The organism is Allonocardiopsis opalescens, from assembly GCF_003002095.1.
In the GTDB taxonomy this organism is placed as follows: Bacteria; Actinomycetota; Actinomycetes; order Streptosporangiales; family Streptosporangiaceae; genus Allonocardiopsis; species Allonocardiopsis opalescens.
This window is the reverse complement of record NZ_PVZC01000001.1, coordinates 42,981-57,138: the sequence shown is the minus strand read 5'-3', so window position 1 is coordinate 57,138 and position 14,158 is coordinate 42,981. Positions and strand designations below refer to the sequence as shown.

General features: G+C 74.0%; 11 protein-coding genes. 3 read left to right on the top strand and 8 right to left on the bottom strand.

What is annotated here, in order from left to right; genetic code table 11:
- Nucleotides 1–23 precede the first annotated feature (23 nt).
- The 3 genes from CLV72_RS00255 to wecB all read right to left on the bottom strand — a co-directional run bounded on the left by CLV72_RS00255 (nt 24) and on the right by wecB (nt 5,377).
- A complete protein-coding gene (locus CLV72_RS00255; protein WP_106240895.1) occupies nt 24–2,135 on the bottom strand; it encodes a glycosyltransferase in 2,112 nt (703 codons plus the stop codon).
- Nucleotides 2,136–2,501: 366 nt separating this feature from the next.
- Nucleotides 2,502–4,166 (bottom strand): hypothetical protein, encoded by a 1,665-nt coding sequence (locus CLV72_RS00250; RefSeq protein WP_106237212.1) that lies wholly within the window; start codon nt 4,164–4,166, stop codon nt 2,502–2,504.
- 56 nt (nt 4,167–4,222) lie between these two features.
- The gene (gene wecB, locus CLV72_RS00245) at nt 4,223–5,377 is read right to left on the bottom strand and encodes a non-hydrolyzing UDP-N-acetylglucosamine 2-epimerase (RefSeq protein WP_106237209.1); all 1,155 of its coding nucleotides are present in this window, start codon (nt 5,375–5,377) and stop codon (nt 4,223–4,225) included.
- A gap of 64 nt (nt 5,378–5,441) precedes the next feature.
- Between wecB and CLV72_RS00240 the strand changes: the two genes are divergently transcribed.
- The 3 genes from CLV72_RS00240 to CLV72_RS00230 all read left to right on the top strand — a co-directional run bounded on the left by CLV72_RS00240 (nt 5,442) and on the right by CLV72_RS00230 (nt 9,761).
- A complete protein-coding gene (locus CLV72_RS00240; RefSeq protein WP_245929778.1) occupies nt 5,442–7,124 on the top strand; it encodes a glycosyltransferase family 4 protein in 1,683 nt (560 codons plus the stop codon).
- Nucleotides 7,125–7,202: 78 nt separating this feature from the next.
- Nucleotides 7,203–8,543 carry a nucleotide sugar dehydrogenase gene (locus CLV72_RS00235; protein ID WP_106237202.1) on the top strand — a complete coding sequence of 447 codons (1,341 nt, stop codon included), beginning with the start codon at nt 7,203–7,205 and terminating at the stop codon, nt 8,541–8,543.
- Nucleotides 8,544–8,621: 78 nt separating this feature from the next.
- The gene (locus CLV72_RS00230; RefSeq protein WP_106237198.1) at nt 8,622–9,761 is read left to right on the top strand and encodes a glycosyltransferase family 4 protein; all 1,140 of its coding nucleotides are present in this window, start codon (nt 8,622–8,624) and stop codon (nt 9,759–9,761) included.
- 165 nt (nt 9,762–9,926) lie between these two features.
- On the opposite strand, the gene CLV72_RS00225 is transcribed toward CLV72_RS00230, so the two are convergent.
- The 5 genes from CLV72_RS00225 to CLV72_RS00205 all read right to left on the bottom strand — a co-directional run bounded on the left by CLV72_RS00225 (nt 9,927) and on the right by CLV72_RS00205 (nt 14,136).
- Complete coding sequence (locus tag CLV72_RS00225) at nt 9,927–10,520, bottom strand: Uma2 family endonuclease (protein WP_106237195.1); 594 nt, start codon at nt 10,518–10,520, stop codon at nt 9,927–9,929.
- 95 nt (nt 10,521–10,615) lie between these two features.
- Nucleotides 10,616–11,473: a glycosyltransferase family 2 protein gene (locus CLV72_RS00220; protein WP_106237192.1), complete on the bottom strand. Its 858-nt coding sequence runs from the start codon at nt 11,471–11,473 to the stop codon at nt 10,616–10,618.
- A gap of 131 nt (nt 11,474–11,604) precedes the next feature.
- On the bottom strand, nt 11,605–12,375 hold the full coding sequence (locus CLV72_RS00215; RefSeq protein ID WP_106237189.1) for a CDP-alcohol phosphatidyltransferase family protein: 771 nt from the start codon (nt 12,373–12,375) through the stop codon (nt 11,605–11,607).
- Nucleotides 12,353–13,399 carry an iron-containing alcohol dehydrogenase family protein gene (locus CLV72_RS00210; protein WP_106237185.1) on the bottom strand — a complete coding sequence of 349 codons (1,047 nt, stop codon included), beginning with the start codon at nt 13,397–13,399 and terminating at the stop codon, nt 12,353–12,355. Before CLV72_RS00210 ends, CLV72_RS00215 begins: the two co-directional genes overlap by 23 nt.
- A gap of 5 nt (nt 13,400–13,404) precedes the next feature.
- A complete protein-coding gene (locus tag CLV72_RS00205) occupies nt 13,405–14,136 on the bottom strand; it encodes a phosphocholine cytidylyltransferase family protein (protein ID WP_106237182.1) in 732 nt (243 codons plus the stop codon).
- Between the last annotated feature and the right edge of the window lie 22 nt (nt 14,137–14,158).

Below are 14,158 nucleotides of genomic sequence, written 5' to 3'. Positions count from 1 at the left end.
CGCCGTGCGTGTCCGGGGCCCGCTCAGGCGCGGGCGGCGGCCGCCGGGGCGGTGCCGCGCACCAGCTCGGTCCAGCGGTCGCAGACGCCCTCCAGCGCGTAGGCGGCCCGCACCTGCTCGCGGCCCAGCTCGCGCTCGGCGTCGAAGCGGCCGCCGCGCACGGTGTCGGCGATGGCGGCGGCGGCCTGGTCGGTGTCGGCGTGCACCCAGTGGTCGTCATAGATGGTGTCGGCGCCCGGCCAGGCCAGCACCACCGGGACCGCGCCCGAGGCCATGCCCTCGGCGGGCGCCAGGTGGAAGCTCTCGTCGTCGCTGGTCGACAGCACGAAGCCGATCCGGCGCAGCCACACGGCGACGTCGGGGCCGAAGGGGTCGAAGACCACCGCGCCCGACAGCTCAGGGCTGCGCTGGATCCGGCGGAAGACCCGCTCGAAGTAGGCGCGCTCCTCGCTGCGCTTCCAGATCCACCAGTACTCCCACGGCAGCTTGCTCTTGACGTGCAGCATGAAGCGGGGGTCGGTGCGGCGCAGCCGCTCCAGCACGTCCAGCGCCCGGTCCAGCCGCTTGCGGGAGGGCGCGATGCCGATGATGCCCAGGGCGTACTCGGCGTCGGGCAGCTTGGGCCGGTCGAGCTGCTCGGTGTCGACCCAGTTCGGCACGACCAGCACCTTCTCGGCCGGCCAGCCGGTGCGCCTGCGGGTCAGCTCGGCGTAGTGCGGGCTGACGCAGATGACGGCGTCGACCTTCTCGACGGCCAGCCGCTTGGGCCACTCCGAGTACAGCTCGAAGCGGTGCAACCGCACCAGCAGCCGCTGGCCGGGGCGCTTGTGCCGGGCGTAGTAGACGGCGTTGGGCCCGCACCACTCGCAGATGACCACGTCGGCCCAGTCGGCGAGGGCGCGGCTGGCGGGCTCGTCGTGGTCGTTGAAGCCGGTCCACTGGTCCAGCCGCACCTCGACCCCGGGCAGGGAGCGCAGGTGTTCGAGCAGCCGGGTGAAGAACTTCAGCTCGTGCCCGGCCACCACGACCTTCAGCGGCTCGCTCGGCAGGGCGGCGTTGCGGCCGGACAGCGCGGGCAGCGCGCGGTCGAGGTAGCCGCGCAGCCGCTCGGCGGCGCGGCCGAGGGTGAAGTCGGCGGCGGCCCGCGCGCAGGCGTCGGCGGCCCGCCGGTACACCTGGGGGTCGCGGGCGCGGGCCAGCACGTCGGCCACCGAGGTGGCGTCGGCCCCGGCGTACAGCGGGTAGTCGGCGCCGAGCAGCCGCTCGTGCATGGGGGTGCGGTTGAGCACCACCGGCAGGCCGAGCGCGCCCAGCTCCAGCACCTTGGTGGACAGTTCGAGGCTGGCGTCGAGTTCGGGGGCCCGCCAGGACAGCCCGACGGCGCGCTGCGCCGACATGCGCAGGGCGTCCTCGCGGGAGTGGCCGCCGTGCCAGACCACCCCGGGGGTGCTCTCCAGCGCGACGCGCATCTTCTTGGCCCAGTCGCGGTCGGAGCCGTGGATCTTGTCGCCGATCATGTGCAGTTCGGCGCGCACGCCCCGGTCGCCGAGCAGCCCGGGCAGCTCGGTCATCTCCAGGGTGTTCCAGGCGGGCGCGAACTTGCCGGTGTAGACGAGGGTGAGCGGGTCGTCGGCCTGCCCGGGCCCGGCCACGCCCTCGGGCAGCACCACGACCGGAGGGAACAGCACGCACTTGCCGCAGGCGGCGGGCACGGCCTGCTCCAGGAAGCAGCGCAGCTCCTCGGTCTGGCAGAGCAGGTAGCGGGAGGCGTGCGCGATGGCGGTGAGCCCGGCCACCGCGTCGGGGGTGAGTCCGGACAGGGTCTGCGGCACGTCGGTGAGGTAGGTCCACAGCCGGCCGCGCAGCGACTCCTCGGCGGCGGCGCGCTCGGCCAGCCGGCTGCCGCGCACCACGACCAGGTCGAAGGGGCGCTCGGCGTCCATCCGGGCCAGCAGGGCGACGGCCTGCTCGGGGGTGAGCCGCTCGCCGAGGTCGGGCAGCAGGCCCTCCTCGTGCGGGCGGACCACCGTGACGCCGGGGACGCGGGTGAGCGGGTCGACCAGCCTGGGGGTGCGCACCGGCGCCTTGAGCACCAGCGTGACCTCGCAGCCGGCCTCGGCGAGCGCCTGCGTCATGGACTGCGCCCAGATCGCCGAGCCGTCGATGATGTTCAGGTCGACGTCGCCGTAGACGACGGCGCGCGGGCCGGGGCGCCGGGGGCCTTCTGCGGTCACATCCGTCCTTTCAGCACCAGCTCGGGGTGGCGGCCGCTCCGACCCTCCGGGGCGGCCCCGGGCGGCGGGCGGGCCCGGCCGCGCCCTTCGGCCGGCCGGTTCCCGTCAGGCTCGTCCGGTCTTCGTCAATCGGTCGTCCACAGCCGCCCCGGCGCCGGGCGGGCCGTCCACAACCCGCCGGTGGCCGGTACCCGTGGCGGGCGCGGCACGGAAGGATCGTGAGTGGGGGACCGCACTCCCCCCGGGTCGCCCCTGCCCGGAATCGGTTCAGTTGGGTCGCTCCAGGGCGAGGGCCAGCAGCCGGGCTCCGTGCCGGCCCCACTCCGAGGGCGGGGTCGGCTTTCGCGCCAGCGTGCGCCGGATCAGGGCCGGTTCGACGGCGCCGGTGAAAGCGTAGTCGACGGCCGCGTCCCAGCCGGAGGCGTCCAACGGTAGCAGGGCGGGCCCGATGGCATCGGCCGCCGAGCACTCCCCGGCGCAGACCATGTCGGCGAGGTGCCCGGGCGCCCAGCGGGCGGCCTGGCCGCCGTGCCAGGGCGCCACCCACTCCGCGGCGGCGGCCTCGGCCAGCGCCGCCCAGGGGGCGGGTTCGGCGTCGCCGTCGGCGGGCGCCTCGGCGGCCTGCCGCACCGTCACGCCGCGCGAGCGCAGCCGGTCGAAGGCGGCGAAGTCGGCGGCGGCGGGCACCACCAGTTCGGCGGGCTGGTGCAGCTGGGCGACGAGGTCGTCGGCCAGCCGCTCGGCCTCGGTTTCGTCGGCGGGCCTGGCCAGCACGGCCACCCGTCGCCCGGACAGCACCTGCTCGGCGGCCTCGGTGAGCCCGGCCCGCGCCAGCAGCCCGGACAGCCGCACGGGGGTGGCGGCGCGCAGGAAGAGCGCGCGCAGGGTGGCGCGCAGTTCGTCGGCGCCCACCGGCGGCTCGGCCCGGGCGGCGGCCAGTTCGGGCGCGACCTTGGCGGGGTCGTCGACGGAGCGCAGCACCTCGCCGGGCACGCCGTCGGTGCCGATGCCCCGGGGCCTGGCGCCCAGCGCCACCACCCGGGAGCCGCTGGCGAGGTGCTGGACGGTGCGCACCGGGTCCAGGCCGAGGGCCAGGGTGTGCCGGCGCAGCAGCGCGGCCAGCCCGGGCCACGGCGGGTCGAGGGCGGTGAGGTCGCCGCGCTCGCGGAGTTCGGCCAGCGGCGCGGCCGACAGCGCCGAGCCGGGCCCCGCGTACAGCGGGGCGCGCTCGCGGCCGGCGTCCAGCGCGACGGGGTTGAACACGTGCAGCGCCACACCGCAGTCGTCGTGCTCGACGTGGTCGAAGTCGAGGGTGGCCAGCCCGGGCGGGGCGCCGGCGTCCTGCCACAGCACCGTCGGCACGCCGCGGCCGCGCGCCGAGGCCAGCACCCGGCCCAGCGCGCGGGTGCGGTCGAGGGCGGCGGGGTCGCCGAGGTGGTTCCACGGGGAGCCGACCGAGGCGGCCGAGGCGGTGACGAGCACCAGGTCGACCTCGACGGCGTCGAAGACCACTCCGGCGTCGTGCGGCAGCAGCGGCACCAGGTGCACGTAGGGGTCGAGCATGTCGCGCAGGCCCGGGCCGAGCACGCCGGCCACGACCAGCCGCTCCGGCGGCGGGCCGGGGTAGCCGACGAGCAGGCGGTCCTCGTCGTAGCCGACGAAGCCGGGCCGGTCGGGGGGCGGCGGCGGGGAGGCCGCGCCGCGGCCCTTGCCGCGCCACAGCCGGAAGAGGTCGCCGGGCAGCCGCGGCAGCCGGCGCGGCCGCCGGGCCGCCTCGGTCAGCACCCGGCCGACCGCCAGCGACGCCGACCCCTCCAGGGCGGCCAGCCGCACCTGGAGTTCGTGTATCCGGGCGTCGCGGTCGGCCAGCGCGCGCTCCATGCGCTCCCGCTGACGGCGCTCGATCGCCGACGTGTCGGACTGCTCGGACATCGGTGTCGCTTCCTCCACCTGGTACGGACCCCCTCAGGAAGCCGGCGCGGCCCCCGCTAGGAACCGGCGGCGCCCGAGGGGGCGGCCGCCGCCCCGTCGGGACCGACCAGTTCGGCGCTGACGATAGCGGCGATGCGCTCTCCCGCGCGCCCGTCCCACAGCGGCGGTGTGTCGGAGGCGCCCGGGTCGGCGGCCCTGCGGCGGCCGTCGGCGAGCACCTTGGCCACCGAGGCGGGCAGTTCCGCCTCGGTGATGAGCTGGTTGGTGCCGTGAGTGATGGTGATCGGCCGCTCGGTGTTGGGGCGCAGGGTCAGGCAGGGCACGCCCAGCATGGTGGTCTCCTCCTGCACCCCGCCGGAGTCGGTGACCACGGCGGCGGCGCCGCGCACCAGCGCCACGAACTCGATGTAGCCGAGCGGGTCGAGCAGCCGCACCCGGGGGTGGCGGTCGAGCCCGGCGGCGAGGAAGGCGGCCCGGCCGCGCGGGTGGACCGGCATCACGATGTCGACGGTGTCGGCCACCTCGTGCAGCCGCGCGACCAGCCGGGCGGCGACCTCGGGGTCGTCGACGTTGGCGGGGCGGTGCAGGGTGGCGGCGACGTAGCGCTCGGGCAGCTCGTGGGCGGCGCGCACCGCGGCCGGGTCGAAGCGGTCGAGGTTGGCCAGCAGGGTGTCGATCATCGGGTTGCCGACGAAGTGCACCCGGTCGACGTCGACGCCCTCGTTGGCGAGGTGGCCCACGGCCTCGGGGCTGGTGGCGAAGAGGAGCCGCGACAGCTGGTCGGTCAGCCGGCGGTTGACCTCCTCCGGCATCGTCCAGTCGAACGAGCGCAGCCCCGCCTCGACGTGCGCGACGGGGATGTGCAGCTTGGCGGCCACCAGCGCGGCGGCGAGTGTGGAGTTCACGTCGCCGTAGACGATGACAAAGGCAGGTGAACGGGCGGCGAACTCCCGTTCAAGGCCGATCAACAAGGCGGCCGTCTGCTCGCCATGGCTGCCCGAGCCCACGCCGAGGTCGACGTCGGGGCGGGGCAGCCCGAGCTCGCGGAAGAAGACCGCCGACATCCGGTCGTCGTAGTGCTGGCCGGTGTGGACCACCCGCTGGGCGTGTCCGCGCCGGGCCAGCGCCGCCACGACGGGCGCCGCCTTGACGAAGTTAGGGCGGGCGCCAACGACGTGCACGATTTCCGCATGGGGCCACGAGGCCGGCATCGGGACTCCTCAGGACGTGATTGTATTCGGGACTGTGGGGCTTCACCGGATAGCCAAGGCAGGCGTGTTCACCGCGACCCTGGCGTGGCGGCACGCCCGGGCCGAGCCCGCGCGGCTGCCGCTGCTCGCGCTGCGGCTGCTGCCCGGCGGCCCGAGGCGGCGGGCCCGCGGGCTGCTCAACCGCTCAGGGGCGCTGGCCGCAGCTTACGCCCGCTGGGACGAAGGCGCGCGCCAGGAGGCCTTGTCGCTGGTCGACTCCGCCGCCCGCGGCGCCCGTCCCAGGCGGCTGGCCAGGCTGGCCGCGTTCACCCTCGCCGTCGAGCGGCCCGACGCCGCCGCCCCGCTGGTGCGCCGGCTGCCGGCCGGGCGCGCCCGCGAGCGGCTGCGGCTGCGCCTGGCCGCCCAGGGCGGCGCGCGGGACGAGGGCACGGCGGCGGAGGCCGCGGCCGGGCCCGCCGGGGTGGAGCCGTGGCTGGCCGCCGTGCCCGAGCGGGCCGGGCGGCCGGGCGGCGGCGCCTTCGAGCCGGAGGCCACCCGGGTGCTGCACCTGGTCACCAACTCCCTCCCGCACGTCAATGCCGGCTACACCCAGCGCACCCACCGCATCGTGCGGGCGCAGGCCGAGGCGGGGCTGCAACCGCACGTCGCCACCCGGCTGGGCTTCCCGCTGACCAAGGGCATCGCCGACACCCGCCCCCACCTGGTGCTGGACGGCGTCGACTACCACCACCTGCTGCCGTGGCGGGCGCCGCGCGACGACGCCGAGGCGCTGCGCGAGGGGCTGCGGCTGGCCGGGCGGCTGGTGGAGCGGGTCCGCCCCTCGGTGCTGCACGCCGCCAGCAACCACGGCAACGCCGCGCTGGCGCTGGCGCTGGGCCGCCGCTACGGCCTGCCGGTGGTGTACGAGGTGCGGGGCTTCCTGGAGGAGTCCTGGCTGTCGCGCGACCCCGCCCGCACCACCTCCGACCCCTTCTACGTCGGCGAGCGCGCCCGCGAGACGGCGGCGATGCGCGCGGCCGACCTGGTCGTCACGCTCGGGGAGGCGATGCGCGCCGAGATCGCGGGCCGCGGCGTCGACCCCGCCAAGGTGCTGGTGGTGCCCAACGCGGTCGAGGACCAGTTCCGCACCCCGCTGCCCGACGGCTCCGCGCTCCGCACCGAGCTGGGCTTCGCCCCCGACGACGTGGTGATCGGCACCACCACCACCTGCTATCCGCACGAGGGCCTGGACACCCTGATCGACGCGCTGGCGCTGCTGCGCAAGCGCGGCGCCCCGGCCCGGGTGCTGATCGTCGGCGACGGCCCGGAGCTGGGCGCGCTGCGGCGGCGGGCCCAGGACCTCGGCCTCGGCGAGCACGCCGTGTTCCCCGGCCGGGTGCCGGCCGGGGAGGTGCGGCGCTACCACGCCGTGCTCGACCTCTTCGCGGTGCCGCGCACCGGCGCGCGGGTGTGCCGGCTGGTCACCCCGCTCAAGCCGGTGGAGGCGATGGCCGGCGGGCTGCCCGTCGTGGCCAGCGACGTCGCCGCCCTTGCCGAACTGGTCGAACACGGGGTGACCGGAGAGTTAATTCCGCCCGAAGACGCCGAAGGCTGGGCCGACACGCTCGAACGGCTCATCTATAGTCCGGAACTGCGTCAGGCTTACGGACGCGCTGCGCAGCGTAAAGTTGACGCTGATCGCACGTGGCGGAAAGCGGCCACGACCTACCTCGACGCGTATAACTCACTTAGGCCCGTGGCAAGGTGAGCTATGGGGCGCTCCGCGCCGCTCGGCGGCGAGTGTGCAGCCCACGGGGGCATTCAAGGGTGAAAGTGAGGTGGCCGGGTGAGTTCTCGCACTGACTCCGCCGAGGTCGACCTGGTGGTCATCGGCCTGGGGTACGTCGGGCTTCCGCTGGTCCGCGAGGCGAGCCGGGCGGGCCTGCGCACGGTCGGCCTGGACCTCAGCGAGCGGGTGGTGAACGGCCTGTCGTCCGGCGTCTCGCATGTCGACGACGTCTCCGACGACGACGTCGCCGCCATGCTCGCCGCGGGCTTCACCGCCACCACCGACCCCGCCGTGCTGGGCCGGGCCGCCGCGATCGTGATCTGCGTGCCCACCCCGCTGTCCACCGAGGGCGGGCCCGACCTCACCGCGGTCACCGCGGCCGGCACGATGGTCGCGTCCCACCTGGTGCGCGGCACCCTGGTGGTGCTGGAGTCGACCACCTACCCGGGCACCACCGAGGAGGTGCTGCGGCCGCTGCTGGAGAAGTCCGGGCTCACCGCGGGCCTCGACTTCAACCTCGCCTTCTCGCCCGAGCGCATCGACCCGGGCAACCCCACCTACGGTGTGGCCAACACCCCGAAGGTCGTCGGCGGCATGACGCCCGACTGCACCGAGGCGGCGGCCGCCTTCTACGGCCGCTTCGTGCACACCGTGGTGCGGGCCAGGGGCACCCACGAGGCCGAGATGGCCAAGCTGCTGGAGAACACCTACCGGCACGTCAACATCGCGCTCGTCAACGAGATGGCGGTGTTCTGCCAGGAGCTCGGCATCGACCTGTGGGACTCCATCGCGCTGGCCGCCACCAAGCCCTTCGGCTTCCAGGCGTTCTACCCCGGCCCCGGGGTGGGCGGCCACTGCATCCCGATCGACCCCAACTACCTCTCCTACAAGGTGCGCACCCTGGGCTACCCGTTCCGCTTCGTGGAGCTGGCCCAGGAGGTGAACGCCCGGATGCCCTCCTACGTGGCGCAGCGGGCCCAAGACCTCCTCAACGGCGCGGGCCGCTCGCTCAACGGCAGCCGGGTGGTGCTGCTCGGCGTCACCTACAAGGCCGACATCGCCGACCAGCGCGAGTCGCCGGCCCGGCCGCTGGCCCGCAAGCTGCTGCGCAAGGGCGCCCGGCTGGCCTACCACGACCCGATGGTGTCCGACTGGATGGTCGACGACGAGCCGGTCGAGCGCATCACCGACCTGGACGAGGCGCTTTCCACGGCTGATCTTGCCATCCTGGTGACCGACCACCGCGTCTATACACCGGAAGTGTTGACGAACGAGCGCGTGGCTCTACTGCTCGACACCCGCGGCGTGCTGCCGCGTGCCGCGGCCGGCGCCGCGCCGGCCACCTCCGGCGAGCCGCGCGGCCAACTGAAGCTGCGTCCCGGGATCGAAGTCCTGTAGCACGTCCCGCCGACGCCGAACGCACCTGGCGGTGCCGCCGAACCCGGCGGGCCGCGGCTGGGAGGGTCGGTAGCAGGTATGCATGTCGTCGTCGCCACGGTGGTCCACCATCCTGAGGACGCCCGGATCCTGCACCGGCAGATCCGCGCGCTCCTCGACGCGGGCCACCAGATCACCTACCTGGCGCCGTTCCGCGCCCGCCAGGTCACCCCGTGGCCGGAGCTGCGCGCCATCGACGTGCCGCGGGCGCACGGCCGGCGGCGGCTGACGGCCCTGCGGGCGGCCCGGGTGCTGCTCGCCCGCGCGGTGCGCGACGCCGACCTGCTGCTCTTCCACGACCCCGAGCTGCTGCTCGCCCTGCCGCCGCGGCGCAACCGCCCCCCGGTGGTCTGGGACGTCCACGAGGACACCGCCGCCGCGATCCTCACCAAGCCGTGGGTACCGCCGTGGCTGCGCAGACCCCTGGCCGTGCCGGTGCGGCTCGCCGAGCGCCTGGCCGAGCAGCGCATGCACCTGCTGCTCGCCGAGGACGGCTACCGCGAGCGCTTCGGCGGCCACCACCCGGTGGTGCCCAACACCACCTACGTGCCCGACACCCCGCCGCCCGCCCCGGCCGCCGACCGCGTCAGCTACCTGGGCGCCCTCTCCCGCGTGCGCGGTGCCCTGGACCTGGTCGAGCTGGGCCGCCGCCTGGCCCCCGAGGGCGTCTCCGTCGACATCGTCGGCTCCGCCGACCCCGACGTCCAGGGCCCCCTCCAGGACGCCCACCGCGCCGGCTCGGTCCGCTGGCACGGCTTCGTCGGCAACGACCAGGCCCTGCGCATGCTGGAAGGCTCCCTGGCCGGCCTCAGCCTCCTGCACGACGCCCCCAACTACCGCCACTCCCTGCCCACCAAGGTCCTGGAGTACATGGCGCACCGCCTCCCGGTGATCACCACCCCCAACCCCCCGGCCGTCCGCATCGTCGCCCCCGACGACGACTCCCGCACCCCGTCCGGCATCGTCGTCCCCTTCGAGGACCCCGCCGCCGCCACCGAGGCCGTCCTCCGCCTCCGCGACGACCCCGCCCTCCGCCTCCGCCTCGCCGACACCGGCTACCGCACCGCCCGCGCCAACTACCACTGGCCCGTCCAGGCCCGCCACTTCGTCAAGCAACTGGAGCAGTGGGCCGCCGAAACCACCCCGCCCACCCACCAGACCCGCACTTCCGCACGGTAGTGGGACAGCTCGCACTGTGCGACGCCCTTGCCGACGCAGCGGTCCAGGAACCACTCAGCCGGCCGTACCGCGTGGACGGCGGGATCCGCAGGTGCCGCGCGGTTTCTTCGGAGGTCAGCAGGGCGTCCGTGAACGTGTCTGCCACGTCTCCCCTATCTGGCCTGCTCATCCCCCGTACCTGGGGAACTCCTTCGACTCGATCGAGATGCCGGCCAGCGGTGCGGGCAGGGTCACCGTGTCACCGAAAGTGTAATCGTGCCGTCCGCGGTAGCGACCGTCCACTGGATCGGAGTAGAGCACGATATCGCCGTTACGAGGGTCGATCATCAGATAAATGGGAATTCCCCAGCGGGCGTAAGCGCGAGGCTTAAGCGTCGTGTCCGCCGGAACGTTGCCCTTGGAGACGACTTCCACCGCCATGTCGACGATATCGGCGGGGGCCAACCAGCCTTCTTCGTCTCCCAGCTCCTCAGGCACGATCATCAGGTCCGGCGAGCAGTAGTCCTCGTCGTCTTCGACGGATTCGACCGAATAGCTCGGCTGGGGCATGCGATCAGCGGGGAGCTGCGGGTCAAGCTGCCGAATGAGCTGGAGCACGATTTTCCCGTGCTTGAACGACGGTGTCGGCGACACGAGGATGTTTCCTCCGATGATCTCCACTCGGAGGCCCTGGATCTCGCTGAGCCGCGCGGCGAGGTCCCGCATCGAGCTGATGACACCCTCGATGTGCACTTCTCGCTCGGGCATAACCGCAGTCATGAGCGCTCCTCCCTGCCGCCGCAACCCTATGGTCCGCCACGGGCCGCTCGCAGGCAAATGCGACACTTCCGTGACGGATCAGTCGCGCTTCGTAGTCACACGATCGGCGGACGCCCCAACCGCGTCATCCGCCAGGCCGTGCGCCAGGAGATCGGGCGGCGGGGCCCCGGGGAGGTGCGCCAGCCTTCGCGGAAGCCGGCGAACCAGGCGCGCAGGGACGGGGCGGAGCGTTCGCGGGCGAGGGTGATGAGGGTCCATACGGCCAGGTACGGGACGGCCAGGAGCCAGGGGAGGTTGCGGCGGGCGAGCCAGACGCGGTTGCGGGCGTTGAGGCGGTAGAAGTCGGCGTGGCGGGTGGGGGGCAGGGCCGGGTGGTACATGACGGCGGCGGCGTCGTACTCGATGCGGAAGCCGGCGTCCAGGAGGCGCCAGGCGAGGTCGCTCTCCTCGTGGGCGTAGAAGAACTCCTCGGGGAGGCCGCCGGCCTGTTCGAAGGCGGCGCGCCTGATGGCGCAGGCGCCGCCGAGGAAGGTGGTGACCTCGCTGGAGCGCTCGGGGTCGCCGGCGCGGAGTCTGGGCACGTGGCGGCGCTGGTCGGGGCCGCCGTGCGGGTCGGCGACGCGGAAGGAGACGGCGCCGAGGCCGGGGTCGGCGGCGAAACGGTCGCGGACGTAGGCGGCGAGTTCGCGGGAGCGGTACCAGCCGTCGTCGTCGAGGAAGAGGATCACGTCGCCGGTGGCGGCCTTGACGCCCTGGTTGCGTCCCGCGGGGATCCCGACGTTCTCCGGCAGCCGCACGGTGATCACGTCGTCCGGCTGCTCGGGCACCTCGGCGCCGTTCCCCACCACCACGACCTCGACGTCGGTGCCCTCCTGGTCGAGGACGCTGCGCACGGCCCTGGCCAGTTCCGCCGGCCGGTCCCCCATGGTCAGCACGACGCACGAGACGTTCATCGTACGTACACCGGTGAGAACCTCGATCACCTCGACTCTTAACGCGACGGCCACATGATAGCCGCCTGCTGTTCGGGCAATTTCCCGTTCAGGTTAACTCTGGGGGGCGGTTCCGCCTAGCAGCGCGGCCGTCAGCCGAGTCGGCGCGAGGCCAGGATCGCGACCAGGTGCAGCACCGTCTGGAGTACGGCCACCGCGAGCACCAGCGCGGTCAGCGCCTGCGTGGCGAGCAGGTCGCCGCGGACCGCGTCGACCACCGCGGCGGCCAGCAGCAGCAGCGACAGCTCCACGGCGCCGATGATCCGGTGCAGGCCGACCGCCGACGCGATCGACCGGAGCCGGCTCAGCGCGCCGGAGCGCGGCCGCAGCGCGGTGTCGGGCGGTTCGCCGGGGAGTCCGGCCTTGGCCCGCGCCACCACGACGTTGTCGGTCTCCACTTTGATCAGCGCCGCGCCGAGCGCCGCCGCCATGCCGGCGACCACCCAGCCGCCCGGCTCCCAGGCGCCCTGCGCCCGCACGCCGAGTCCGATCAGCAGCGCGATCTCGGCGAAGTAGTGGCCGATGCGGTCCAGGAACACGCCGGTCGCGCTGGTGCGGCCGGTGAAGCGGGCGACCTCGCCGTCGGAGCAGTCCAGCAGCAGGTAGAGCTGCACGGCCAGCACGGCGGCGACGGCGGCCCACAGGCCGCCGAAGGCGGCGACCGCGCCGGCCAGTACCCCGCATCCCATCATCAGGAAGGTGATCGGGTTGGGCGGCACGCCGAGGCGGATGAAAACGGCGCTGACGTAGGGCGAGATCGCCCGCATGTACAGCCGCCCGGCCCAGTGCTCCTCGTTGGTCCTGCTGGTCAGCCCGGGCGGCTGCCCCTTGGCGCGGACCTCAGCGACCGAGATTCTTGACATAGCTCGCCACGCTGCGCTCGATGTCGGATTCGGACAGGTTCAAGTGTTCGAGGACCGTGTACCGGCCCGGGCGGGTCTCGGGGGCGAAGCGCACGGCCGCGGCGAAGCTCTCGTCGTCCAGGCCGACGTCGCCCGGGAGCAGCGGCAGCTCGTGCCGGATCAGGCAGGCGCGGATCTCCTCGAGCCGCCCGGCCTCGCCGAGGTACTCCGCGCGCAGGTGGAAGCTGAACAGGGCGCCGATGCCGGCCAGCTCGCCGTGGTTGCTGGTGCCCGGGAACAGCTGGTCGACGGCGTGCAGCAGCTCGTGGCAGGAGCCGCTGCACGGGCGGCTGGAGCCGGCGACGGACATGGCCATGCCCGACAGCACCAGCGCCTCGGCCAGCGCGGTCAGGAAGGGCTCGGAGCCGACGCCGTCGGGGCGGTGCAGCACCGCCTCGGCGGCCACCCGGGCGAGGGTGACGGCCATGCCGTCGACGGGCTCGCCGTTCTCGCGCCCGGCCAGCTCCCAGTCGGCGATGGCCGACAGGTTGCTCACGGCGTCGCCCACGCCGGAGCGGACCAGCCGCTGCGGGGCCGATCGCACGTAGTCGGTGTCGACGACGACGGCGATCGGCATGGTGACGCCGTAGGAGCCCTTCCCGCTCTCGTGCTCCAGTGAGCTGACCGGGGAGGCGATGCCGTCGTGGGAGAGGTTGGTGGCCACCGCGACCATCGGGATGCCGGCCATGGACGCGGCGTACTTCGTCACGTCGATGGTCTTGCCGCCGCCGATGCCGGCCACCGCCTCGAAGGAGCCGGAACGCAGCGCACGGCCCAGCTCGTCGGCGGTGTCGACGCGGCCGTCGGCGACCTTGAACACCTCGCACTTGGGCAGGTCCAGGTCGGCCACGATCCGCTCGCCCTGGCCGGGGCCGACCGCGATCGCGATCCGGCCCTCGGTGGCGATCCTGCGGTCCGCGAGCACGGTGCCGAGGTCCGCGATGGCGCCCCTGCGCACGTCGATGGCGAGCGGCGCGGTCACCATGCGGGCTAGTAGCGGCATGCGATCTCCCGGGCGCGCCGCAGGTCGTCGTGGTTGTCGACCTCGACCCAGTCGACCGCGCCGATCGGCGCGACCGCGATCTTGCCGCCCCGGTCGACCAGCTCCTGGTAGCCGTCTTCGTAGTAGAGGTTCGGGTCGCGCCGCCAGACGGCCTCCAGGGCGTCGGCGAGCGCGGTGGCGGCCTCGGGCTCGATCAGGCTCGCGCCGATGTACTCGCCGTTCGCGGTGGCCGGGTCCATCAGCTTGGTGATGCGCGCCAGCGAGCCGTCGTCGCCGAGGACGACCTTCATCTCCTCGTCGGCCAGCGGCTTGACGTCGTCGACGGCCAGCAGCAGCTGCGGTCCGCGCGCCCCCAGCAGGGTGCGCTCGACGCCGACCGGGTGCACGGTGTCGCCGTTGACCATCAGCAGGCCCTCGGCGAAGTACTCGCGGGCCAGCCACATGGAGTAGGCGTTGTTCCACTCCTCGGCCTTGTCGTTGTGCACGAGGGTGAGGCGCACGCCGTAGCGGCGCTCCAGCGCCTCCTTGCGCTCGCGGACGGCCTCGGCCCGGTAGCCGACGACGATGACGACGTCGGTCAACTCGACCTCGGCCAGGTTGCGCAGGGCGATGTCCAGGATGGTGGTCTCCCCGTCCACCGGCACCAGCGCCTTGGGCAGCGTGTCGGTATAGGGGCGCAGCCGTCGGCCGGCTCCCGCCGCAAGCACCATTCCGAGCATGGCCTGCTTCAACTCCTCGTGA

What these genes read in the sequence shown, in the direction of transcription:
- CLV72_RS00205 (WP_106237182.1), bottom strand. Translation starts at nt 14,136, where the DNA reads ATGCTCGGAATGGTGCTTGCGGCGGGAGCCGGCCGACGGCTGCGCCCC.
- CLV72_RS00220 (WP_106237192.1), bottom strand. Translation starts at nt 11,473, where the DNA reads ATGAACGTCTCGTGCGTCGTGCTGACCATGGGGGACCGGCCGGCGGAA.
- CLV72_RS00215 (WP_106237189.1), bottom strand. Translation starts at nt 12,375, where the DNA reads ATGTCAAGAATCTCGGTCGCTGAGGTCCGCGCCAAGGGGCAGCCGCCC.
- CLV72_RS00255 (WP_106240895.1), bottom strand. Translation starts at nt 2,135, where the DNA reads ATGACGCAGGCGCTCGCCGAGGCCGGCTGCGAGGTCACGCTGGTGCTC.
- CLV72_RS00225 (WP_106237195.1), bottom strand. Translation starts at nt 10,520, where the DNA reads ATGACTGCGGTTATGCCCGAGCGAGAAGTGCACATCGAGGGTGTCATC.
- CLV72_RS00250 (WP_106237212.1), bottom strand. Translation starts at nt 4,166, where the DNA reads ATGTCCGAGCAGTCCGACACGTCGGCGATCGAGCGCCGTCAGCGGGAG.
- wecB (WP_106237209.1), bottom strand. Translation starts at nt 5,377, where the DNA reads ATGCCGGCCTCGTGGCCCCATGCGGAAATCGTGCACGTCGTTGGCGCC.
- CLV72_RS00210 (WP_106237185.1), bottom strand. Translation starts at nt 13,399, where the DNA reads ATGGTGACCGCGCCGCTCGCCATCGACGTGCGCAGGGGCGCCATCGCG.
- CLV72_RS00230 (WP_106237198.1), top strand. Translation starts at nt 8,622, where the DNA reads ATGCATGTCGTCGTCGCCACGGTGGTCCACCATCCTGAGGACGCCCGG.